This window comes from Hyphococcus luteus (assembly GCF_002943565.1).
Classification (GTDB): Bacteria; Pseudomonadota; Alphaproteobacteria; order Caulobacterales; family Parvularculaceae; genus Hyphococcus; species Hyphococcus luteus.
Genome location: NZ_PJCH01000005.1, coordinates 1,140,057 through 1,161,967 on the forward strand (window position 1 = coordinate 1,140,057; position 21,911 = coordinate 1,161,967).

At 62.3% G+C, this 21,911-nt stretch carries 22 protein-coding genes and 1 tRNA gene; 9 read left to right on the top strand and 14 right to left on the bottom strand.

All coding sequences use genetic code 11. The features are described 5' to 3' along the window. Positions 1-326: 326 nt before the first annotated feature. The 4 genes from CW354_RS10435 to gyrB all read left to right on the top strand — a co-directional run bounded on the left by CW354_RS10435 (position 327) and on the right by gyrB (position 6,799). Entirely contained in the window at positions 327-1,766 is a 1,440-nt protein-coding gene (locus CW354_RS10435) for a DnaA ATPase domain-containing protein (RefSeq protein ID WP_104829924.1), read from the top strand. 259 nt (positions 1,767-2,025) lie between these two features. Further along, a complete protein-coding gene (dnaN, locus tag CW354_RS10440) occupies positions 2,026-3,144 on the top strand; it encodes a DNA polymerase III subunit beta (RefSeq protein WP_104829925.1) in 1,119 nt (372 codons plus the stop codon). Beyond that, positions 3,144-4,340: a DNA replication/repair protein RecF gene (gene recF, locus CW354_RS10445; protein ID WP_104829926.1), complete on the top strand. Its 1,197-nt coding sequence runs from the start codon at positions 3,144-3,146 to the stop codon at positions 4,338-4,340. Before dnaN ends, recF begins: the two co-directional genes overlap by 1 nt. 14 nt (positions 4,341-4,354) lie before the next feature. Beyond that, entirely contained in the window at positions 4,355-6,799 is a 2,445-nt protein-coding gene (gene gyrB, locus CW354_RS10450) for a DNA topoisomerase (ATP-hydrolyzing) subunit B (RefSeq protein ID WP_104829927.1), read from the top strand. Between the two features lie 390 nt (positions 6,800-7,189). Here gyrB and CW354_RS10455 read toward each other — a convergent pair whose 3' ends face one another. Then, positions 7,190-8,140, bottom strand: a complete 951-nt coding sequence (locus CW354_RS10455; protein WP_104829928.1) for a TraB/GumN family protein — start codon at positions 8,138-8,140, stop codon at positions 7,190-7,192. A 431-nt stretch (positions 8,141-8,571) separates the two neighbouring features. Here CW354_RS10455 and CW354_RS10460 point away from each other — a divergent pair. After that, positions 8,572-8,648 (top strand) — tRNA-Arg (locus CW354_RS10460). A 230-nt stretch (positions 8,649-8,878) separates the two neighbouring features. On the opposite strand, the gene CW354_RS10465 is transcribed toward CW354_RS10460, so the two are convergent. After that, a complete protein-coding gene (locus CW354_RS10465) occupies positions 8,879-9,307 on the bottom strand; it encodes a MarR family winged helix-turn-helix transcriptional regulator (RefSeq protein ID WP_104829929.1) in 429 nt (142 codons plus the stop codon). A gap of 100 nt (positions 9,308-9,407) precedes the next feature. Here CW354_RS10465 and CW354_RS10470 point away from each other — a divergent pair, with 100 nt between their 5' ends. From CW354_RS10470 to CW354_RS10485, 4 genes are all read left to right on the top strand, one after another. Then, positions 9,408-9,851: a DoxX family protein gene (locus tag CW354_RS10470; protein WP_051599566.1), complete on the top strand. Its 444-nt coding sequence runs from the start codon at positions 9,408-9,410 to the stop codon at positions 9,849-9,851. Next, positions 9,848-10,168 (top strand): Rieske (2Fe-2S) protein, encoded by a 321-nt coding sequence (locus CW354_RS24045; protein ID WP_197020211.1) that lies wholly within the window; start codon positions 9,848-9,850, stop codon positions 10,166-10,168. The genes CW354_RS10470 and CW354_RS24045 overlap by 4 nt, the downstream gene beginning before the upstream one ends. Next, positions 10,165-10,875, top strand: coding sequence for a glutathione S-transferase family protein (locus CW354_RS10480; protein ID WP_104829930.1), 711 nt, complete (start codon positions 10,165-10,167; stop codon positions 10,873-10,875). The genes CW354_RS24045 and CW354_RS10480 overlap by 4 nt, the downstream gene beginning before the upstream one ends. Positions 10,876-10,998: 123 nt before the next feature. Continuing rightward, the gene (locus CW354_RS10485; protein WP_165793638.1) at positions 10,999-11,922 is read left to right on the top strand and encodes a LysR family transcriptional regulator; all 924 of its coding nucleotides are present in this window, start codon (positions 10,999-11,001) and stop codon (positions 11,920-11,922) included. On the opposite strand, the gene CW354_RS10490 is transcribed toward CW354_RS10485, so the two are convergent. From CW354_RS10490 to CW354_RS10545, 12 genes are all read right to left on the bottom strand, one after another. Continuing rightward, on the bottom strand, positions 11,831-12,091 hold the full coding sequence (locus CW354_RS10490) for a DUF2274 domain-containing protein (RefSeq protein WP_081812931.1): 261 nt from the start codon (positions 12,089-12,091) through the stop codon (positions 11,831-11,833). The two genes, CW354_RS10485 and CW354_RS10490, sit on opposite strands and share 92 nt — an antisense overlap. A 3-nt stretch (positions 12,092-12,094) precedes the next feature. Then, on the bottom strand, positions 12,095-13,273 hold the full coding sequence (locus tag CW354_RS10495; protein WP_034761999.1) for a TraB/TrbI/VirB10 family type IV secretion system protein: 1,179 nt from the start codon (positions 13,271-13,273) through the stop codon (positions 12,095-12,097). Then, entirely contained in the window at positions 13,270-14,307 is a 1,038-nt protein-coding gene (trbG, locus tag CW354_RS10500) for a P-type conjugative transfer protein TrbG (protein ID WP_104829932.1), read from the bottom strand. The genes CW354_RS10495 and trbG overlap by 4 nt, the downstream gene beginning before the upstream one ends. Further along, positions 14,304-14,987 (bottom strand): conjugal transfer protein TrbF, encoded by a 684-nt coding sequence (gene trbF / locus CW354_RS10505; protein ID WP_104829933.1) that lies wholly within the window; start codon positions 14,985-14,987, stop codon positions 14,304-14,306. The genes trbG and trbF overlap by 4 nt, the downstream gene beginning before the upstream one ends. Beyond that, a complete protein-coding gene (gene trbL, locus CW354_RS10510; protein ID WP_104829934.1) occupies positions 14,987-16,273 on the bottom strand; it encodes a P-type conjugative transfer protein TrbL in 1,287 nt (428 codons plus the stop codon). Before trbL ends, trbF begins: the two co-directional genes overlap by 1 nt. A gap of 3 nt (positions 16,274-16,276) precedes the next feature. Next, entirely contained in the window at positions 16,277-16,549 is a 273-nt protein-coding gene (gene trbK-alt / locus CW354_RS10515; protein ID WP_104829935.1) for a putative entry exclusion protein TrbK-alt, read from the bottom strand. A gap of 5 nt (positions 16,550-16,554) precedes the next feature. Further along, entirely contained in the window at positions 16,555-17,295 is a 741-nt protein-coding gene (gene trbJ / locus CW354_RS10520) for a P-type conjugative transfer protein TrbJ (RefSeq protein WP_104829936.1), read from the bottom strand. After that, positions 17,288-19,747, bottom strand: coding sequence for a conjugal transfer protein TrbE (trbE, locus tag CW354_RS10525; protein ID WP_104829937.1), 2,460 nt, complete (start codon positions 19,745-19,747; stop codon positions 17,288-17,290). Before trbE ends, trbJ begins: the two co-directional genes overlap by 8 nt. Positions 19,748-19,750: 3 nt before the next feature. Continuing rightward, complete coding sequence (locus CW354_RS10530; protein ID WP_104829938.1) at positions 19,751-20,020, bottom strand: VirB3 family type IV secretion system protein; 270 nt, start codon at positions 20,018-20,020, stop codon at positions 19,751-19,753. Continuing rightward, the gene (locus tag CW354_RS10535) at positions 20,020-20,304 is read right to left on the bottom strand and encodes a TrbC/VirB2 family type IV secretion system protein (RefSeq protein ID WP_243396351.1); all 285 of its coding nucleotides are present in this window, start codon (positions 20,302-20,304) and stop codon (positions 20,020-20,022) included. Before CW354_RS10535 ends, CW354_RS10530 begins: the two co-directional genes overlap by 1 nt. Positions 20,305-20,345: 41 nt before the next feature. Beyond that, a complete protein-coding gene (trbB, locus tag CW354_RS10540) occupies positions 20,346-21,329 on the bottom strand; it encodes a P-type conjugative transfer ATPase TrbB (protein WP_104829940.1) in 984 nt (327 codons plus the stop codon). 162 nt (positions 21,330-21,491) lie between these two features. Then, positions 21,492-21,905 carry a ribbon-helix-helix domain-containing protein gene (locus CW354_RS10545; protein WP_104829941.1) on the bottom strand — a complete coding sequence of 138 codons (414 nt, stop codon included), beginning with the start codon at positions 21,903-21,905 and terminating at the stop codon, positions 21,492-21,494. Between the last annotated feature and the right edge of the window lie 6 nt (positions 21,906-21,911).

Genomic DNA, 21,911 nt, shown 5'->3' on the forward strand with positions numbered 1-21,911 from the left:
TCAGTTTCAGTTTTGATCTTGTGTTTTTGGTCGGCCGTTTCGACTCTCAACGAGCGGTTGCCGCGTAGACACGCTGTGTGACTTTAAAAAGTCGGGGACAATTAGAATGAAAAGCGGCGGCTCTCTTCCATTAGCATTTTTACATCTTGCATTTATGGAAGCGAGCGGGCTTCTCCTCTAACCTAATATGCTTGCGCCGGCGCGTTAAGTCGGCAATCACCAACGCGACAACAACCAAGTTAAAGAAAATCAAGGCGCACGATTTCCGTTTGTTCGGAAACGCGCGTTCCGTGGGGATTTGACTTCAATTTTGGGCGGTTTCAAACATGAAAAGCGAAAACGATATGAGCGGGCGGGAGACACAGTCGGAACTATTCAAGCGGTATCATGCGGCGCTGCGCACGCGCGTCGGCGATGCGAAATACACGTCCTGGTTCAAGGATCTCGGGCTTGAAGAATACAGCGAAGACTGCGTGACGCTGTCGACCGGGTCTGAGGCCAAGCGCGACATGCTCGACCATCGGTTCTTTCCGGTGCTGAAAGAGACCTGGCTGAAGGAAGTCGGGCCGTTCCGGAAGATGCAGCTGACGGTGCTGAAAAACGCGCTCAGCGCCCATGCGGCGCGCATAGACGCGCAGGAAGAACAGCGCGCGGCGAAAGCGGAAAACGCAGCGGCGCCGGCGGCGGGTTTGCGCGGGCCGAAAGAAACGAAAGACAAGGACGCGGCTTTTGAGGATCTGGCGACGCCCCTCGATCCGCGGCGCACCTTCTCTTCTTTCGCCGTCGACGCATCGAACCGCATCGCCTGGGCGGCCGCGCAGGAAGCCCTTTCGGAAGGCCGCGCGCGCGAGCTCATCTATGTTTACGGGCCGTCCGGCGTCGGCAAGACGCACCTTTTACAGGCGATCGCCCACGCCTGGCTTGAAGAGGCCGAGCGCGGCGCCGCCGGGTACGTCACCTACAACAATCTTTCGAACGCTTGCGTCAGCGCGGTATGGTCCAATGCGACGTCGGCGCTGCACAAGACGCTGCTCGCCCATAATTTTCTCGCTTTTGACGACATCCATTTCTTGAATGGCAAAAATCGGACACAGGAGGAGTTATTGATCGTGATTGACGCAGCGCTCGACAGCGGCAAACAGGTTGTCATCGCCGGAGAACTGCCGCCCGCCAAACTCGCCGAGGCGGGCCTCAACCAGCGTCTCGCCGACCGGCTTGCGGGCGGCATTTGCGCCCCGGTCCATCCGGGCGACGAAACCCTGCGCATGGCGGTTCTGAAAAAACGCCTCGAGCAGAGCCCGGCCGCCTGCACCGTTTCCGAAGACGCGCTCGCGTTCATCGCCCGGACCTTCACCCAGTCCATGCGCGAGACCATCGGCGCCTTGAACCAGCTTCTCCTGATGTATGGCGCGGAGGAGATCGTGGTCGACCTCGACGAGGCGAAATCGGTTCTGAAATCCCGGCTCGACGACCGCCGCCGGGCGGCCACCATCGAAGACGCCATCGCCGCGGGGGCCGAAGCCTTCGGCCTCAAGCTTGAGGACATGACCGGCCGCTCCCAGCCCCAGCGCATCGTGCGGGCCCGTCACGCGGTGGTCTGGTGCGCCCGCGAGGTCTTGAAAGAGTCCTTTCCGCGCATCGGCAAGGCCTTGAAGCGCGATCATACGACGGTCATGTCGTCCTATCGCCGGGCGCAAGCCCTGATTGAGCGCGACAAGGCGTTTCAGGACGGCGTCAAGCGGATTCGCGAGGCTCTTGAGGACTAATTTTCCGCGTCTTGAAGGCGCGCGAAAACCGCTTTGAAAACAGCCCTATACCGGCCCGGCGCCGGCGCGCGAAATGCGCGCCGGCGCTAGCCTTTTCGGGGCTTTTTCGGCTATACTCGGCGAGGATTTTTCGCCCTTCGATTCGTCCCTTACGCGCCCTCGCCGACGGCGCGCTGAAGCGCCGGACCGGGAGGCTTCACACTAGCGGCGGCGGGCGGTTTTTCTTCGCCAAAGACCATTTCGAGAGAGCATTCCGCATATGAAAGTCACGATTGAACGGTCAGCCCTATCGAAAGCGCTGGGGCATGTGCAGAGCGTTGTCGAGCGGCGCAATACGATCCCGATCCTCTCCAATGTGCTTTTGCAGGCCGACGGCGGCGCGCTGACCCTGACGGCGACCGACCTCGACATCGAAATCTCCGAAGAGGCGCCGGCCGATGTCGCCGAAAAGGGCGCGACCACGGTGTCGGCGCTGACGCTTTTCGAAATCGTCAAGCGCCTGCCCGACGGCGCGCAGGTGCGTCTTGAACTGTCGGCGGAGGAAGGCCGGCTGCAGGTCTCGTCGGGCCGTTCGCAATTCGCGCTTGCGGTTCTGCCGGACGACGATTTCCCGTCGCTGACGACCGACGATCTGGAAACCAAATTCTCCATGCCGACCGCCGATCTGCGCCGCCTTCTCGGCAAGGCGCGTTTTGCGATGTCGCAGGAGGAAACGCGCTATTATCTGAACGGCGTTTATTTGCACGCGCATACGGACGGCGACGCGCCGGCCCTGCGCGCGGCGGCGACGGACGGCCACCGGCTGGCGCGCATTGACGCGCCCTTGCCGGACGGCGCGGCGTCGATGCCCGGCGTGATCGTGCCGCGCAAGGCGATCGCCGAGCTTGGCCGTTTGCTGGAAGACGCGGAGGAAAATGTCGAGATTTCCGTGTCGCCGGCGAAAATCCGCTTCGGCTTCGGCGCCGGCTACATGACGTCGAAACTCATCGACGGCTCGTTCCCCGATTACGAACGCGTCATTCCGAAAAACAATCCGAACGTCCTGCGCGTCGAAACCAAAGATTTCTCGCAGGCCGTCGATCGCGTCTCCACCGTCTCGGCGGACCGCACGCGTTCGGTGAAACTGGCGCTGGAAGCGGATCGTCTGCGCCTCACCGTCAACAATCCGGAAGCGGGCTCGGCGCTTGAAGAGTTGTCCGTCGATTATGGCGGCGATGCTTTGGAGATCGGTTTTAATGCGCGTTATCTCCTCGATGTCGCACAGCAGGTCGACGGCGAAACCGCGACCTTCCGGCTCGCCGATCCGTCCTCGCCCACGGTCATTCTCGATGAAGAGGATGAGAACGCGCTTTACGTCCTCATGCCGCTAAGGGTTTGATGTTGAGCGAAGCGGCGGTCACACAGTGGGAGACTGAAACGCAGGAGGATGCGGGGGCGGCGAGGCGCGCGCGCATCACGCGGCTCACGGTCACCGACTTTCGCTCCTACCCCCGCGCCGAGATCGGTTTCGACGGCCGGCCGGCGGCGATTTCCGGCGCCAACGGCGCAGGCAAGACCAACATCCTCGAAGCGATCTCCTTGCTCGGTCCGGGCCGCGGCGTGCGCGGCGCCAAGCTCGATGAATTGCCGCGCATCGGCGGCGCCGGCGGCTGGGCCGTGTCGGCGCGGGTCGATGACGGCGAAGACGAACGCCGCTTCGGCGTCGGCGCGGCGGCGGCCAACCCATCGCGGCGCATCTGCCGCATCGATGACGCGGACGCGTCGGGGCCGGGCGCGCTCGCCGAACATTTGCGCTTTATGTGGCTGACCCCGGCGCAGGACCGTTTGTTCATGGAGGGCGCCGGCGAGCGCCGGCGTTTTCTCGACCGCATGACGCTCGCCCACGATCCCGCTCATGGCAAACGCTCCACCGGCTATGAACAGGCCATGCGCCAGCGCCAGCGCCTTCTCGAAGAGGGCGGGCGCGACGAGGGCTGGCTTGGGGCGGTTGAAAAACAGATGGCCGAGGCGGGCGTCGCCATCGCCGCGGCGCGCCGGGCCATGGTCTCGCGTCTTGCCGCGGCGGAAGTTGCATCCGAAGAAAGCGTTTTCCCGTGCGCGGATATCGCGCTCGACGGCGCGCTTGAAACCGCGCTCGCCGCTGCGGCGCGCGAGACGGTCGAGGCGGACTTCGCTGAAGGCTTGCGCGCCGGGCGCCGCCGCGACGCGGAAGCGGGGCGCGCGCTTTCCGGACCGCATCGCAGCGATCTTCTCGTGACCCATCGCGAGAAAGGCCGGCCGGCGAAATTGTGCTCCACCGGCGAGCAGAAGGCGCTGCTGATCGGCCTTGTTCTCGCCAACGCCCGCGCGCTCAGCCTCTCTGACCCGAATGCGCCGCTCATCCTGCTGCTCGATGAAATCGCCGCCCATCTCGACGAAGGACGGCGCGCCGCGCTGTTCTCGATCCTCGACGATCTCGGCTTCCAGGCCTTCATGACGGGAACGGACAAGTCCCTGTTCGAGGCCTGGGGCCCGCGCGCCCAGCATTTCGACGTGTCGGGCGGCGCGGTTCATGAAACCCAATTGACGTCATAAAGAAAGAAACGACCATGGCGGAAAACGCCGCGACCACACCCTCAGACGAACCTCAATCCGCAGGCGGCGGCGACGATTACGGCGCCGGATCCATCAAGGTCTTGAAAGGCCTCGATGCGGTGCGCAAGCGCCCGGGCATGTATATCGGCGACACCGATGACGGGTCGGGCCTGCATCACATGGTCTATGAAGTCGTCGACAACGCCATCGACGAAGCGCTCGCCGGCTATTGCGACACCGTCGAGGTGATCCTCAACGAGAACGGCTCCGTTACGGTGACTGACAACGGCCGCGGCGTCCCCACGGACATTCATGAAGGCGAGGGCGTTTCCGCCGCGCAGGTGATCATGACCCAGCTCCATGCGGGCGGGAAGTTCGACCAGAATTCCTACAAGGTCTCCGGCGGGCTTCACGGCGTCGGCGTTTCCGTCGTCAACGCCCTCTCGGAATGGCTTGAACTCAGGATCCGCCGCAACGGCAAAGAACACTTCATGCGCTTCAAGATGGGCGAGCCCGAAGGCGATCTCGAGATCGTCGGCGACGCCATCAAAACCGGCACGGAAGTCACCTTTCTGCCGTCGGATGAAATTTTCACCGGGACGGAATTCGATTTCGACACGCTCGAACACCGCCTGCGCGAGCTCGCGTTCCTGAATTCCGGCGTTTCGATCCGGCTCATCGACGACCGTCATGTGGAAAAGCGCGTCGAGGAGATGCATTATGAGGGCGGGCTCGAGGCGTTCGTGCGCTATCTCGACGACGCCAAGGCGCCGCTGATCGAAAAACCGATCTCCTTCACGCTCGAAAAGGAAGGGGTCACGGTCGACGTCTCCATGTGGTGGAACGAAAGCTACCACGAGAAAGTCCTGTGCTTCACCAACAACATTCCCCAACGCGACGGCGGCACGCATATGGCGGGCTTTCGCGCGGCGCTGACCCGCATTATCAACGGCTATGTGCAAAGCTCCGGCGTCGCCAAAAGGGAAAAGGTGACGGTGACGGGCGACGATGCGCGTGAGGGGCTGACCTGCGTCCTCTCCGTCAAAGTGCCCGATCCGAAATTCTCCTCGCAGACGAAAGACAAGCTGGTTTCCTCGGAAGTGAGGCCCATCGTTGAAAGCGCGGTCGCGGAAAAGCTCGGCGAATGGTTCGAGGAGAACCCGGGCCAGGCGAAGCGCGTCGTTCACAAAATCGCCGAAGCCGCCGCGGCGCGCGAAGCCGCGCGCAAGGCGCGCGAACTGACACGGCGCAAATCGGCGCTCGACGTCGCCTCGCTGCCGGGCAAGCTCGCGGACTGTCAGGAGCGCGATCCGGCCCATTCCGAGCTTTTCATCGTCGAGGGCGACTCGGCCGGCGGCTCCGCCAAACAGGCGCGCAGCCGCGAAAACCAGGCGGTTCTGCCCCTGCGCGGCAAGATCTTGAACGTAGAGCGCGCGCGCTTCGACAAGATGCTCTCGAGCCAGGAGATCGGCACGCTCATCACCGCGCTCGGCACCGGCATCGGCCGCGACGATTTCAATCCGGACAAGCTGCGCTACCACAAGATCGTCATCATGACCGACGCCGATGTCGACGGCGCGCATATCAGGACGCTTTTGTTGACCTTCTTTTTCCGGCAGATGCCGGAGATCATCCGGCGCGGCCATCTCTATATCGCCCAGCCGCCGCTCTTCAAGGTCTCGCGCGGCAAGTCCGAGCAATATCTGCTCGACGAAAAGGCGCTGGCCGATCATCTTTATGCGGAAGGCATCACCGAGGCCTCGCTGGCGCTCGACAATGGCGAGACTGTCGCCGGGCCGGATCTCGCCGAGCTGGTGGCGAAAGCCCGCAAGGTGCGCAACGCCATCGACGAATTCCCCTTGCGCTTTAATCGCGACATCATCGTGCAGGCGGCGCTCGCCCGCGCCCTTTCCGAAGCGCCGGACGGCGAGGCGGCGCAAGCGCTCGCCGACAAGGTGGCGGCGCGCCTCGACATGGTCGCCGAGGAGTTCGAGCGCGGCTGGGAAGGCCGGCCGGACGGCGAGGGCGGGTATGTGTTCGAGCGCGAATTGCGCGGCGTCAAAGAGACCCATCCGCTGCCCCGCGATCTTTTGATGTCGGCGGACGCCAAAAAGGTGCAGGCCGGCATGGAAGAGCTCGCCGACGTTTTTGGCAAGCCCGCGAAGTGGATGCGCAAGGACCAGCGCGCGACCGTCACGGGCCCGAACAGCCTGTTGCGCGCGGCCTGGACCGCCGGCGAAAAGGGCGTCGCCGTGCAGCGCTACAAAGGTCTTGGCGAGATGAACCCGGACCAGCTCTGGGAGACGACGCTCGATGAAAATGCGCGCGTCCTCTTGCAGGTGAAGATCAAGGAAGCCGACGACGCCGACAGCATCTTCTCGCGTCTCATGGGCGACATCGTCGAGCCGCGCCGGGAGTTCATTCAGGACAACGCGCTTTCCGCCGCGCTCGACGTTTAAGCGCCAGTTTTTCAGCTCTCAGCGGACAAATCACTGCTCTCCCGGCAACTCAAGATAGACAAGTCTTGAAGCGTGCAGGGTTTTATCAATCATCGCTGTTTTTTCGCTCGTATTCATAATAAGCGAGTGCAACAATGCATGTACCAAAAAATATAAATCCAAATAGCTGCGGGGGGATATCTTTTAATGGGTCAGCTATGCCGGGAAAAATATATGAATCAAGCAATAATAAAAAAGTTGATACGCTGACGGTAAGAAATAGAACGCTCAAAAATATCTTCGTAATCGGATTCAATTTAAACATTTCCACATCGCATTATATAGATAGGTAAAAAATCATACGCTCTTTCTCGTCTGGCGGGGATGAGCGGGGTTGGCGGCGCGCGACTTTTAGTTGTCGTTCGCCGCTTCAGCGCCATAGCGCGTCACCTCATACCCCATCTCTTTCAGCAGCGCCGGCACCGAGTCTTTGCCGCCGACGAGATGGCCGGCGCCGACGGCCACAAAGCCCTTGCCGCTCTCGGCTTTGAGGACCGCGTCGAGCTGCTCCGCCCAGTTGCGGTTGCGCTCGGCGATCAGCCTTTCGTAAACCGCCGGCGCTTTCTCGCGCATGTCTTCATTCATGTCCGTGTCGATAAGATCGACATCGGCTTGCGCCCAGGCGCGGAACAGATCGTCAAAGGCGGCGGCCTGTTTATCCCAGTCGCGGATGGTGAGAATGAGAAGGTTCTTTTCGGTTTCGGGATCGAGCGTCGTAAAAAGCGCGAGCTGTTCCTCGATGGTTTCGAAAAACCGCACCTCCTTACCGGCGGCCTTGGCTTCCTTCGTCAAAACGCTGTCGGCGCCGTGGCTCGGGTCGAAACCCTGATCGATGATGAACTGCACGCTTAAACTCAAAAAAGCGTTCCACGGGCGCATGGTGTCGATGGCGGCGAAAGGCAGGTTCACTTCGCTGGCGATTTCGCGCAGTTTTTGCGCGTCCTTCTTTTCAAGCATGCCGGAAAGCGTCACGCCGGCCTTGTTGAAGCCTTGCGTCATGATGGTGTTGAGGGTCTTGGCTTCGGCGTCGCGTGTGTCGGCTTCGACTTCGAAATAAACCACATCCGCCTCGGCGAAGGCTTCGTTGAGCGCCTCCCGGCGCCAGTCGAGGCCGGGCGGCAGAATGTGGAAGGTGCCGAACAGGATGTAATCGGAATCGGCGTCGCGGACCCGCCACATGGCCGGCGCCGCGGTCTCGACTTCGAGGATGTTTTCCTTCGTTTCCGGCGTCTCTCCGGCGGCCCCGGCAAGCGGGCCGAGGCCCATGGTCAGGGCGGTTGCGGCGGCGATAAAAAACTTCATGACGGCGGGCCTTTCATGGCTTCGCTGGTGATGACCGCGCCGGTGATGAGCGCGGGAGGCCGCCCCGGAAAATCGGCGCTTGGCCTATCTGGCGCCTTCATCCTGCCGCATCAAGAGGGCGGAATTCGGGCCCCGCGAAACCCGGCGGCCAGGGCCTTGCGGGCGCGGATTTTTTGAGCGGATTCGGAGGCGCTCGCCCTTCTCCTGCTTGCCCGGGAGAGCCCAATCGCGTAAACCCCGGAACCTTGAGCGGGTCCCGTAGCTCAGCTGGATAGAGCGCTGCCCTCCGAAGGCGGATGTCAAGTGTGGCGATTGCTGGTGGTGTTGGAAGAAAGAAGTGACTAAACAACGGTTTGAGAGAATGTCGGGTTCGCTCTTTAGCCCGATGAAAATCTCGCGTAAGCATGGCGTAAGCATCTCGCGAACGGTATGCACCCGTAGCTCAGCTGGATAGAGCGTCGCCCTCCGAAGGCGAAGGCCACAGGTTCGAATCCTGTCGGGTGCGCCATTTTCCGTCGAATTGCAAAGACTTAGTTTTCTATCGGGGCTAACTACGAAACGGCTCGCCGCAATGTGACCGAACGTTGGCGAGGAGGTTTCTAACGCCAATGGTTGGATTGCCAATCATTCTAGGGGACATTTCCCAGTTCGAACGTGTGTAGGATCAAGGGAAGCCGTGAATGCGGCTTTCGAAATGACGTTGACTTCCGGACGATCCAACGAAGCCGAATGCCGCAGCTATAGCGCCGACAGTAACCTCGTAAGCTTCATTGCTTCTTTAGTTGTCAACTTCGATCCGATTGCGTCGGATAGGACCCGGGCATAGATGGGCCACATAGCCCGCCGGATGGATCGCCCCTGTTCTGATATAACGACGATCTGCCCGCGGCCGTCGCCCTCACAATCCTGCCGCTCCACCAATCCTGCCTTCACCATGCGGTCCAACAGTCTCGACGTGCCGTATTGAGGCAGCAGAAGTCGGTTCTTGAGTTCAAACGGGCGCAGGCCTTCTGGGCCTGCCTTCTCAAGTTCAAGTAATGCATCATACCATGAAAGCGGCGGATGTCCGGCCGATTTGAGGGCAGCCTCAACCGCTTCCAGCAGCTTGCGGCTGGTTGATATCAAAGCCGCCCAGGCAGCTTGGGTCGCTCTATTAGGTTCACTCATAAACTAATCATGCCATATCGATGCAATTGCATCAACCTTGACGGCGCGCGGTGATCATGCTTAAAGTGAATGCAATTGCATCTATCAACGGAGTGTGTCCATGTCACAGCACCAACTCAACCAGACCGGCGCTTTCCTGCTCCGCGTGGCGCTCGGGATCATGTTCCTAGCCCACAGCCTGCTCCTGAAGCTCTTCATCTTCACACTGGCCGGCACAGCCCAATTCTTCGTTTCAATTGGGCTGCCCGGCTGGCTCGCTTACGTAATTTTCGCCACAGAGGCGGTTGCCGGCGTCCTTCTGGTCCTCGGTGTACAGACGCGGTGGGTCGCGCTAGCGACCGTGCCCATTCTCGCAGGGGCGACATGGGCTCATTTCGGCAATGGCTGGATGTTTGGGTACGAGAACGGTGGCTGGGAGTATCCGGCCTACCTGACTTTGCTCGCCGTTGCGCAAGGGCTTCTGGGTGACGGCCGGTTCGCGCTCAGTCCCTCTGTCACGCCTAACTGGATTGGACACACCGGGAAAGGAACGGTTGAATCATGAAATTCCCTTCTGCAAGACCGGCGACGTGCCGCCGGAAGGAGAGGGCGCGGGTCTTCCCGGACTTTGGCCGGGAGGTCCAGGTCTGGCGCGTGGATGTCCGGATCTGCGCATCAGCAAACGCGTGCCTTCACCTCGGGGGACCGCTGGAGTGCAAGGATGGAGCGTTCGTCTGCCCGTGGCAAGGCGCGCGGTTCGACACGACCAATGGACAAAGGCTCGACGGCCCGGCGCCGGCGGGAGCGGGTACCCACCTAATGTTACCGCCAACAAGGATCGAGGGTGAGGAACTGCTGTACGTCTGGGGAGAGACACCATGAGCCTGCATTTGATCAGTCACACGCTTTGCCCATACGTTCAGCGCGCGGCGATCTCGCTTGCGGAGAAAAAGGTCAGGTTTGAGCGGACTTACATTGACCTCGCGAACAAGCCTGACTGGTTCCTCGCAGTGTCGCCTTTGGGCAAGACGCCGGTGCTACTGAAGGGCGAGGTCCCGATCTTCGAATCTGCGGTGATCCTCGAATATCTAGAAGAGACACAACCCAATCCGCTCCATCCCCATGACGCCCTCGAACGGGCACGCCACAGGGCTTGGATGGAGTTCGGCTCAGCCGTCCTCAACGACATCGCGGGCTTCTATTCGGCATCCGACGAGGGAGTATTCGACGCGAAAATTGCGGTTCTGCATGAGAAGTTCAGACGGGTGGAAGCAGAACTTGAAGCAGGACCTTACTTTGCCGGCGACAGGTTCAGTCTCGTCGATGTCGTATTCGGCCCGGTCTTCCGGTATTTCAACGTGTTCGAAGAGATTGGCGCCTTCGGCATCCTAACCGACCTTCCCAAGATCGACCGTTGGAGGCAAGCGCTCTGTAGCAGAGATAGCGTTGAGAAGGCCGTTGGCGAGGACTATCCATCTCTGCTGCGCGCATTTCTACTTCGGCGGAACTCATACCTATCTTCGCTCATGCGGACGAATGAAGGTAGGCATCGCGCAACTGCCGGGTTGGAGTCCCAAGTTAAGCCATAGTCTCTTTTTCGAGGTTGCGAGATACCCGAATTGTTCCTGCGGCCTTCCGTGGTGATCGAGATTAGGAGCAAGCGCCGCCGAAATTTCTAGGACCTGAGAACTCGAATGCAATGCCTCTCTGTTTTGGACCTCAAAGCGATTGAGACCGTCGCGGAAACAGGCAGCTTCCGCAAGTCGGCCCTTCGACTTGGCATTGGTCAACCTGCTATTTCCCGTCGGGTGGCTCGAGTGGAGGACAGGATTGGGGTTTCGCTGTTCGAACGGCGTCGGAGTGGAGCGAGGCTGACCCTTGCGGGACGTGTATTTGTGGGACGAGCGCGTGGCATCTTGAATGACCTGAGTGCAGCATGGGACATGGCGCGCAGTGTGGGGGAAGCCAAAACCGGAGAGTTGCGGATCGGACTAATCGCCTCGTTATCAAGAGGAACTCTTCGATGCGTCATCGAAGAGTTTTTGCTTGGTCACCCGGACGTCCACCTGAGCTTTACTGAGGCAGAGCGCGGCGAACTTCTCAGCTTGCTGAATCATCGTGAGATCGACGTCTTCATCGCCACAGGGACCAATTCTCTAGCAATCGGTGACACGATGGTCCTCGACGAGGAAAGAACTTATCTTGCTGTGCCGTCCAATTCGCATTTGGCCGTGAAGACGCAGCTTACCTGGACCGATGTCGAAGACGAAACTTATCTCGTCAGCAAACGCGAGGCCGGTCAGGACATCCACGACTACATCCACCGCCGAATATCCGATCTTGGCAAACCCGTCAGTTTGCAATGGCACCGGCTCGGACACGAAGGAATCATGACCTTAGTTGGACTTGGGCTCGGTATCAGCCTCATCGCCGATCATTGGCGCGGAGTCTCATATCCGAATGTGACATTTGTTCGGATTGGTGAGGCAGACGAGCGCATACCGTTCTCCTTGGTTTGGCGACCCGAGAATGACAATCCGGCGCTCAGGCGTTTTTTGAGTTTGGCGCGGGTTCATGCGAAGGGGGCTGCCTCCTCTCTTTCCGAAGTTTCGCAAAACCGCGATCCGTGGCCATGAACCGCGCCAACATAGGCGCGATAAGCTTTCCGGCTTCGTTCTTCTGCCCAGTCTCGCAGGCCAGCACATCAGCATAGGCGACAAGATCGCGATGCACGTCTGCTGGCAATTCAATGCTCAGCTTGACAGGTTTGTTGTCTGGGATAGCGCCCAGTTTTAGTTTGCTCATGGATCAATTCCGATAGGGTTCGAGGATGAGGTCGCGCGTGACCATGACGCGGACCGGAAAACCGGGGCGAATCGTCAAGGTCGGCGGGATGGAAATCTGACGGCGGACGATCTCGTCCCCGGCGCGCCCGATTGTGTCCTGGGTTCCCTCACGAATGGCACGGGCGATGTCGTCGTCGTCATCGGCGCCCAGTTCCACACCGATGTTCAGGACGGTGGCGAGCCCAGCCGCCATGAATAGCCGACCCCAGTGGTTGTTGACGCCGTCTTCCAGCCCGGCATAGCCCGCTTCGTCGGCGCCGGGCTGGCGTTCGAGAACGATGGAGCGCCCATTGGGCAGGATCAACCGTGTCCAGGCCAGCAGCACGCGGCTTTGCCCGAAAGCGACGCGGCTGTCGTATTCACCGATGAGGCGCGCCCCTTGGGGGATCAGCAGGAACCGTCCGGTCGGGCTGTCATAGACATTGGACGTCACCTGCGCGGTGATCTGGCCGGGAAGATCGGATCGCAGGCCGGTCACGAGGGCCGCCGGAACGACCGCTCCGGCTTGCACGACATAAGGGCTTGGAGGGTCGACGAGTCGATCCGCGGCGGTCGTTCGGCGCTCAACGGGTTCGTCGAGGAAGGCTTCCTGTCTGTCCGTGGCGTCTGGCGTGACGCCGGTTGCACTCGCGGGAAAGAATGATCCGGCGCCGGATGGTGTCGGAGAAACTGCGGTCGAATTTTGCTGGGGTCCGCTGGTGGAGGTCTTGGCTTCGGCGAAAAGGCGACTGAGCCGGGCGGCCTCCAATTCTTGCAACCGGCGCTGTTCGTCAGGATCGACGGCAGGCGCAGTGACGACCGCCGGCACAGGCTGACCGCGTTGTTGAGCTGACAGGATCGGCCGCCCGAGCTCACCGGGCAGTGGCGGTCCAAGTCGAGGTATGCGTGTATAGTCGGTCGGAAGGCGCGACAGACCTTCGGCTGCCTGGATGCGCTCGGTCGAATAGAGCTCCGTCGGTCCATCGGCCGGTTTGCGATCTTGCAGAGCCACAATCAGGATGGCGCCGAGACCGAGTCCGCTGGCCGCGCCAAGAACCGTCAGCGTGCGACGTGAGAGACGCATGACCCTTGGCGGATCGGCGCGCAGCCGCAAGGAGGCGGCGATCCTTTTGTCCTCACGGGGTTCTCTATCCTCGCTCATTTGCGCGGCCCCACGGCGCGAGGACGTGACGCGGTAGGGGCGTTGCGGCTCACCCCGTCGGTACGGACGATCCGCACACGTTTCTGCCTGTCACCGAGACGCAGTTCGGCGGCGGCGAAAAGCCGATCGACGATCATGTAGTTGCGGGCGATACGGTAGTTGACGAGCTGGCCTTCGCCTTCCGGTCCGATGACGAAGAGCGGCGGCATTTCCCCCTGACCGATCCCGCGCGGGAACTCGATGAAGACCTGCCGCCCATCGTCGAAGGCGCGAAGCGGCCGCCAGGGCGCGCGGTCGCCCTCGATCCGGTAGCGGAAGCTCAAGGAGTCGAGCGCCACGTCGCGTCCGATCGGGAAGGCTGCTTCCGCCTCGGCGTTGCGCCGCCTGAGCGCGATCAAGGCGTCTTCGGCATAGGTCCAGGAGACGGACGCCATGTAGGCGGACGGGTTCGCTCTCAGTTCGAGATGATAGGTCCGCCGATCCGTATTGATGACGAGGTTGGTCTGAAGATCCGGTCGCGTCGGTTTGACCAGGATGTGGATCCGCTGGCTGTCGCCTGCACCGCTCTGGGTGTCACCGATGATCCAGCGCGCCGTGTCGCCGGCCGCGATCGACCCGGAGCCAACTAGGCTCTCTCCGGGCTGCAGGGCGATATCGGTGATCTGCCCCGGCGATGCGTAAACCTGATAGAGCGCACCCTCGTTATAGGGATAGAGTTGTACGGCGTTGATGAAGCCGTCGCGTACCGGCTCCATCCGGGCAGCGGCGTTCGCTTCGTTCACCCGTTCGGCGGGATCGGCAGATTCCGGCGCCCGGTCTCCCCCATTGATCGGCTTGAGTTGACCGGGCAGCGGCAAGGGACTGGTGCGCTCGACGATCCGTACCGGACGCTCCGGTTCAGGAAGAAGCGTCGCTTCGATCGGAGGGGTGTCGTAAGCGATCTCAGGCGGCTTGAATGTCGAGCATCCCGAGAGCGCGGTCGCGGCGAGAAGCACCGTCATGGAGGCACTGTTCAGGCGAAGTGTTTTTATCATTGGGCGGACTCCCGGGACCAGTTGATGGCGTTGACGAAGATACCGAGCGGGTTTTTGCGCAGGCGCTCGGCATCGCGCGGCTGTTGCAGAACGATGGTGAGAATGGCGGTCCAGCGTTCCGTCGCGGCGAGTTGTCCGTTGGCGTAGCGGCGCTCGATCCAGGCGATGCGGAAGCTGCTCTCGGAGGCGCGGATAACGCTGGAGACTTCGACCGAGATCTGCGTGTCGCCGACCTTGGCGAAGGGATCGTTCACCCGGGCGTAGTCGTTGAGCGTCAGCGCGCCCTTGTCGGTCGTGAAGTCGTAAGCGTGCAGCCAGTTCTGGCGCAGCACGATCGGATCGGCGGGAATCTGGCGCACATTCTCAATGAAACGCGAGAGGTGATAAGCGATCTGCGGATCGGTTGGACGGAAGTCCGCGGTGGCGGGCGCCACGGCTTGCGCCGCGCCGAGCCTGTCAACCTCGACAACATAGGGCGTGATCGTCCCTTGTGTGGACTGCCAGACCAGAGCGGCGCTGAGGCCGCCTGAGAGCAGCAACGACCCGAACGCCATCAGCCGCCAGTTCCTGGCCTGCACGCGGGCGGACCCGATGCGCTCGTCCCAGACCTGCGCGGCTTTCTGATAGGGCGTGATGGGCTCGGGGGTCTTGGAATAGCGAACGCTCGGGCGACGGAACATCATGATTTCTCCGAAAGGCTGACAGCGGTCCCGCCGCCGCCATGGTCGCCGGAGCGAACGGCATGAGCGGCGACGGCGGCGCCGTGGTGAAGGGTTTGTTGTTGTTTCATGCGGCGCGCCCAGGCTGGCGGTCCGTCACTAGCTGAGGGCGAGACGTCGGGGCTGTTGCTGAACCTGCCGCCGGTCGCTTCGAAGGCGGCGCTTGAGCCGGAGCGGTAGCTTTCGCTCATGGAACGGCGAAGCGGGTTCGTTGCCGCGCCGACGCCGGCTTTTCCGACGCTGGCGAGACCGGCGGCGACACCGGAAGCGCCGCCGCCAGCAGCGGCGTTTCCCATGCTGTAGGCGGTCGAGGCGCCGCCAGCGACTGCCGCCGCGCCGCGCGCTCCTGCGCCGGCCGCTCCCACGGCCATCCGGGCGCCGGCGACCCCGCCGACAGCGAGCCCGCCGGCGGCGAGGCCTGCGCCAACCGCAGCGCCTGCGCCTAGTTGCGGTCCGCCCGAGACGATGCCGTTGGCGATGCCCGGACCGAAGATGCCGAGCGCCAGCATTGAAAGCGCGGCCAGAACGATGGCCATGGCGTCTTCTATGGTCGGCTCGCCCGTGAACCCAGCGGTGAACTCGCCAAAGATGGTCGAGCCGATGCCGACGATCACGGCGAGCACCAGCACCTTGACGCCGGACGAGATCACCAGCCCGAGCACCCGCTCGGCCATGAAGGCGGTTTTGTTGAAGAGGCCGAAGGGCACGAGGATGAAGCCGGCCAGCGTGGCGAGCTTGAACTCGATCAGCGTGACGAAGAGCTGAATCGCAAGGATGAAGAAGGACAGGAGAACGACCAGCCAGGCGAACAACAGAATGATGATCTGGAGGAAATTCTCGAAGAAAGAGACAAAGCCCATCAGATCGGAAATCGATGTGAGAATTGGACGGCCCGCCTCAAGGCCGATCTCGGCGATGCGGCCGGGCTGAAGCAGTTCGCCGGGGCTGAGGCTGCCGCCCGAAGCGATGAGGCCGAGCCCGGCGAAGCTTTCGAAAACGATGCGGGCGAGCGCGTTCCAGTTGCCGATGATGTAGGCGAAGACGCCGACGAAGAGCGTTTTCTTGATGAGCCGGGCGAGAATGTCGTCGTCGGCGCCCCAGGCCCAGAAGAGCGCAGCGAGCGTCACGTCGATGACGATCAGGGTCGTTGCCAGGAAGGCGACGTCGCCGCCGAGCAGGCCGAAGCCGCTGTCGATGTAGGAGGTGAAGACCTGCAGGAACCGGTCAATGACGCCAACGCCGCCCATATCCTACTCCTTCTCGGGATCGTCGCCGGGAAGCCCGAGAAATCGGCGGCGCTGCTCTGCCCAGGCGGCGCGGCACGTCGTGTCGGTTTCCAGCTCTTCCGGCGTCAGCGTCCGGCAGCGAGAAAGCTCAGCCTGCAACGGTTCGTCGGTCACGGGCGGAACCGATGGCGTTTCCGAAGTGACCGTGTTCGCCAGTTCAACCGCGGCGAAGAGCGCAGCGAGCCCGCCCAGGGAGATAGCGACGAGCCTGATGATTTGGTCGGGAGATCTGCGCACGGAACTTACCGGAACATGGTGACGGCGGTTGGCGTGTAGCCGGACCCGTAGTCGAGGAAGCGATTGAGGTTTTCGCGCCCCTGCGCTTCAGCGGAGGCTCGCCGAGCCGCGTCCAGCGCGTCCGCGCGGTTCTGCGCGGCGATGGCGGCGGTAAGGTCCGTCATCTGTTGGCTTTGCAATGCGAGAAGTTGATTGCCGGCCTGCGCTGCCTGCAAGGCGCCGACCGCACCCTGGCTTTGCGAGACGAGAGTGCTCAGTTCCGTGCGCGTCGCTTCAATGTTGCCGACGACGCCGGCCTGGACCTTCAATGCGTCTTCATAGCCAGCAACCGAGGTCCGCCAGCGCGCCTCGGCATTGGCGTTCATGGCGGCGAAATCGCCCGTTGCTGCGGCGTCTCCATATTGTTCTGTGAAGACGCGTTCGATTTCGGAGACGACGTATCCAACGCGTTGCGCTTCGCCCAACAGATCTTCCGTCTGCTGCATGATCGACCGCAGACGCGCCAGCGATGAGTGCGGCAGGTTTGCGAGGTTGCGTCCCTGGTTGATCAACATCTGCGCTTCGTTCTGAAGCTGCGTGATCTGATTGTTGATCATTTCGAGGGTGCGCGCGGCGGTCAGAATATTCTGCGCGAGGTTGGTCGGATCGATGACGACGTCGCCGACGCCGAACAGCGCATAGGCCGGTTGCATCGGCGCTAAAGCGATGGCTCCGGTCAGCATGAGGGCGGCGAGTTTCTTACGCATGAGTCGTCTCCGTGGTTTGAGGGGATGGGATCGGATCAGGTGCTTGGCCGAGCAGTTCGACGGCCCAATCGAGACCGCGACGGGCGAGCCAGGCTGCGGCGAAACCGTCTCGTCCGTGTTCGGCGAGGATATCGGTGATGGCGGCGTGATCGGTCTCCGACGATGCGGCGGTGAAGGCGAGCGCGACCTCGCCGAGATCGAGCGAGAAGAGTCGATTGCCGCGCCGCGACTGGCAGTAATAATCGCGCTTCGGCATGGCCCGCGCGACGATCTCGATCTGGCGTTCATTGAGGCCGAAGCGACGATAGATGCCGGCGATCTGCGGCTCGAAGGCGCGCTCGTTCGGCAGGAAAATCCGCGTCGGGCAGCTCTCGATGATGGCCGGCGCGATTGTGGAATTGTCAATGTCGGCGAGCGACTGCGTGGCGAAGAGGACGGACGCGTTCTTCTTCCTTAGAGTCTTCAGCCATTCGCGGAGCTGGCCGCCAAACGTCCCGTCATCGAGCGCGAGCCAGCCTTCATCGACGATGATGAGGCTGGGGCGTCCGTCGAGGCGATCCTCAATCCGATGGAACAGATAGGCGAGCACGGCGGGCGCTGCCGCCGATCCGATCAGTCCTTCTGTCTCGAAGGCCTGGAAGTCGGCTGTTCCGAGTTCTTCTGTTTCGGCGTCGAGCAAACGCCCGAAGGGGCCGCCAAGACAGAATGGCGCCAGCGCCTGTTTGAGTTCGGTCGACTGCAACAGGACGGATAGCCCCGTGAGCGTTCGTTCTGCGACGGGCGCCGAGGCGAGCGAGGTCAGCGCCGACCAAAGATGATCCCGCGCGACCGGATCGATGGTTACGCCTTCGCGCGCGATCAGGCCGGACAACCAGTCCTGCGCCCACGCGCGTTCGCCGACATCAACGATGTTGCGCAGCGGCTGAAGCTGGACGGCGGCTTCGTCATCCGAGAGCGCGCCGGCGAGATCCTGCCAGTCGCCGCCACAGGCGACGGTCGCACAGCGGATCGAGCCGCCGAAGTCAAAGGCGAAGACCTGGCTGCGCTCGTAGCGACGAAATTGCAGCGCCATCAACGCCAGCAACACGGATTTGCCCGAGCCGGTCGGACCGACGACCAGCGTGTGTCCGACATCGCCGACATGGGGTGAGAAGCGGAACGGGGTCGAGCCTTCTGTCTCCGCATAAAAGAGCGGCGGACCGTTCAGATGATCGTTGCGCGCCGGTCCTGCCCAGACCGCCGAGATCGGGATCATGTGGACGAGATTGAGCGTGGAGACCGGCGGTTGACGGACATTGGCGTAGAGATGGCCAGGCAACGAGCCAAGCCAGGCCTCGATGGCGTTCAAAGTCTCGGGCATGCAGGTGAAGTCACGACCCTGAATGACCTTTTCGGCCGCCTTTAGCTTGGCGTCCGCGACGGCTTCGTCCTCATCCCAGACGGTCAGCGTAGCGGTGATGTAGGCGGCGCCCGCCATGTCGGCGCCGAGTTCCTGCAATGCCTCATCGGCGTCGGCGGCCTTGTTCGCCGCGTCGCTATCGAGCAGCGTCGACGCCTCATTGGTCATCACCTCTTTCAGAATCGCGGCTATGGATTTGCGCTTGGCGAACCATTGCCGACGAATGCGCGTCAGCAGCTTGGTGGCGTCGGTCTTGTCGAGGCAGATAGCGCGCGTGACCCAGCGATATTCGAAGGGTTGGCTGTTGAGCTCATCCAGCAGTCCTGGCCAGGTGGCAGTGGGGAATCCGATGATGGAGAGGCTGCGCAGATGCGCCCCGCCCAAACTCGGCGCCAATCCGCCGACAAGCGCGCTATCGGCCAGGAGCGCGTCGAGGTGCATCGGCGTTTCTGGCACGCGCACGCGCTGTCGGCGTGTCGAGATTGTGGAATGCAGATAGGTCAGCGTTTCCTCGTCGGAGAGCCAGGCCGTTTCCGGCATGAAGCCGTCGAAGAGATCGAGCAGACGATCCGTCCGCGCCGCAAAGCTCGCGATGTGCTCCTGCGGGTTGAGGCCCTTGTCGGGTGCGTCCTCGTAGAGCCACCGACCGGCGCGGCTGGCGTCGTCCGCCGGGGGCATCCAGACGAAGGTCAGGAAATAGCTGCTTTCGAAATGACTCGACGCCTCCTCGAACTGAGCCCGCCGCTCCGCATCGACGAGCGCGGACACGGGATCGGGAAAACGCGAGAGAGGATAGTCGCGCGCCGGCAGGCGTTGCGCCTCGACGAATATCGCCCAGCCCGATCCGAGTCGGCGGAGTGCGTTGTTGAGCCGGCCGGACACGGCGACGAGTTCCGACGGTGTCGCGGAGTCGAGGTCAGGCCCCCGAAACCGTGCTGTGCGTTGCAGACTGCCGTCCTTGTTGAGGACGACGCCGGGCGCGACGAGCGCCGCCCACGGCAGGAAGTCGGCGAGGAGCGAGGATTTGGAGCGGTATTCAGCGAGGCGCATCATCGCTCAGACTCCGAACCAGGTTGGGAAACGAAGGTGCCGGCGCGCGACATCGACGATCTGGGCGTCGCGTTTTGCGGCCCAGACCGCGAGGAGATGGCCGACAAGCCAGAGCGCGATCCCGACTGCCCAAAGCCTGAGCCCGAGTCCGACGGCCGCTGCGAGCGTGCCGTTGGCGATGGCGACTGTGCGGGGCGCGCCGCCCAGCAGGATCGGTTCGACCAAGGCGCGGTGTACGGGCGCGTAAAAGCCCGGAATGTCGGCCTCGTCCCGCATCAGATCAGCGCTCCACCGCCGAACGAGAAGAAGGACAGGAAGAAGCTCGACGCCGCGAAGGCGATGGAGAGGCCGAAGACGATTTGCACGAGGCGGCGAAAGCCGCCAGAGGTGTCGCCGAAGGCGAGGGTCAGTCCCGTAACGATGATGATGATCACCGCGACGATCTTGGCGACCGGCCCTTCGATGGATTCCAGGATCGACTGGAGCGGCGCCTCCCAGGGCATACCCGAGCCGGCCGCGTGGGCGGGCGCGACGAGCAGAAGGCTAAATGCGAGGGCCATCGCGTAGAATGGCCAGCGCGGATAGAGGATGGTGGTTTTGGTCATGGATGGTCTCCTGTGCGGGGGTGAAGAAGTGGTTGGATCTGGTAGTCCCCGGTCGCATCGAGTCTTTCCACGCGAGCGAGCTCGGAAAGCCGACGCGCTGATCCGCGTCCCGACAGAACGGCGATCAGGTCGATCGTCTCGGCGATCATCGCGCGGGGCACGGTGACGACGGCTTCCTGGATGAGTTGTTCGAGGCGGCGCAGCGCGCCGAGCGCTGAACCGGCATGGATGGTGCCGATCCCGCCGGGATGGCCGGTGCCCCAGGCTTTGAGGAGATCGAGCGCCTCAGCGCCGCGCACCTCGCCGATGGGAATGCGGTCAGGTCGCAGGCGCAGCGAGGAACGAACGAGATCGGAGAGTGACGCCACGCCATCCTTGGTCCGCAGAGCGACAAGGTTCGGCGTCAAGCATTGGAGTTCGCGTGTGTCCTCGATCAGAACGACGCGGTCGGAGGATTTGGCGACTTCCGCCAGCAGGGCATTGGTGAGCGTAGTCTTACCGGTCGAGGTGCCGCCGGCGACGAGGATATTGGCGCGCGACGCAATGGCTTCGCGCAATGTCGTTGCCGCTGTTTCCGGCATGATCCCGGCGGCAGAATAGTCTTCGAGCGTGAAGACCGCGACGGCGGGCTTGCGGATCGCGAAGACCGGCGCGGCGGCGACAGGCGGCAGCAATCCCTCGAACCGCTCCCCCGTTCCCGGCAGCTCTGCGGACACGCGCGGGGATCCCGCATGAACCTCCGCGCCGACATGGTGCGCGACCAAACGGACGATGCGCTCGCCGTCAGCGGCGGAAAGCTTTTCGCACGTGTCGGCGAGACCTTCGCTCAGCCGGTCGACCCAAAGCCGCCCGTCGGGATTGAGCATGACCTCGACAACCGCAGGGTCTTCGAGCCATGCGGCGACGTCGGTCCCCAGAGCGGTTCTGAGCATGCGAGCGCCACGGGCGAGCGCTTCGGCTTTGAATGTTTGGACGGACATTGGCGGCCCCGCGTTTGAGTACGGGGTCGATCAAGAAGACCGTTAAAGGCTCATCGGCAACAGTATTTACGGCGTAGTAGTACTACGGCGCGCAACGGCAGGGAAAAGCGAAAATCGGCCGGGACAGTTCAGCCTAAAATACCTGGGAAACAGGCTGGAGGTTTACTCTTTCGGTTTGAAATCTTGCGACACTTCTTTGGCAAATGAGCTCCCCTTCGCCAACCGCCTTCCAAGCGTCTCCACAAAGCCTTCATACCGCTCGCGGCCTTTCGCCTGCGCGGCATCGCGCATCGTATCTGGCAGTGGTGGCGTCGTCGTGAGCCAGAACCGGACGAACAATGCTATCGCTTCGTTGCCGATGGTCACGTCGCGTTCGAGCCTTTCGACGCCGCGGGTCAGCCTATCGAGACGTCGAGTAATAGCGGCCTCGCGCTGATCGGCAGCGTCCGGCGAGAGATAGGAGGCCAGCGCCGCCTCGACGATCTGGGACTTGGATATCTTGTGCCGCGCCGCCAACGCGTCGAGTTCCGGTGATAGCGACGGATCGAAATACACATTGAGCCGATCTTTCTTCATGGTGAA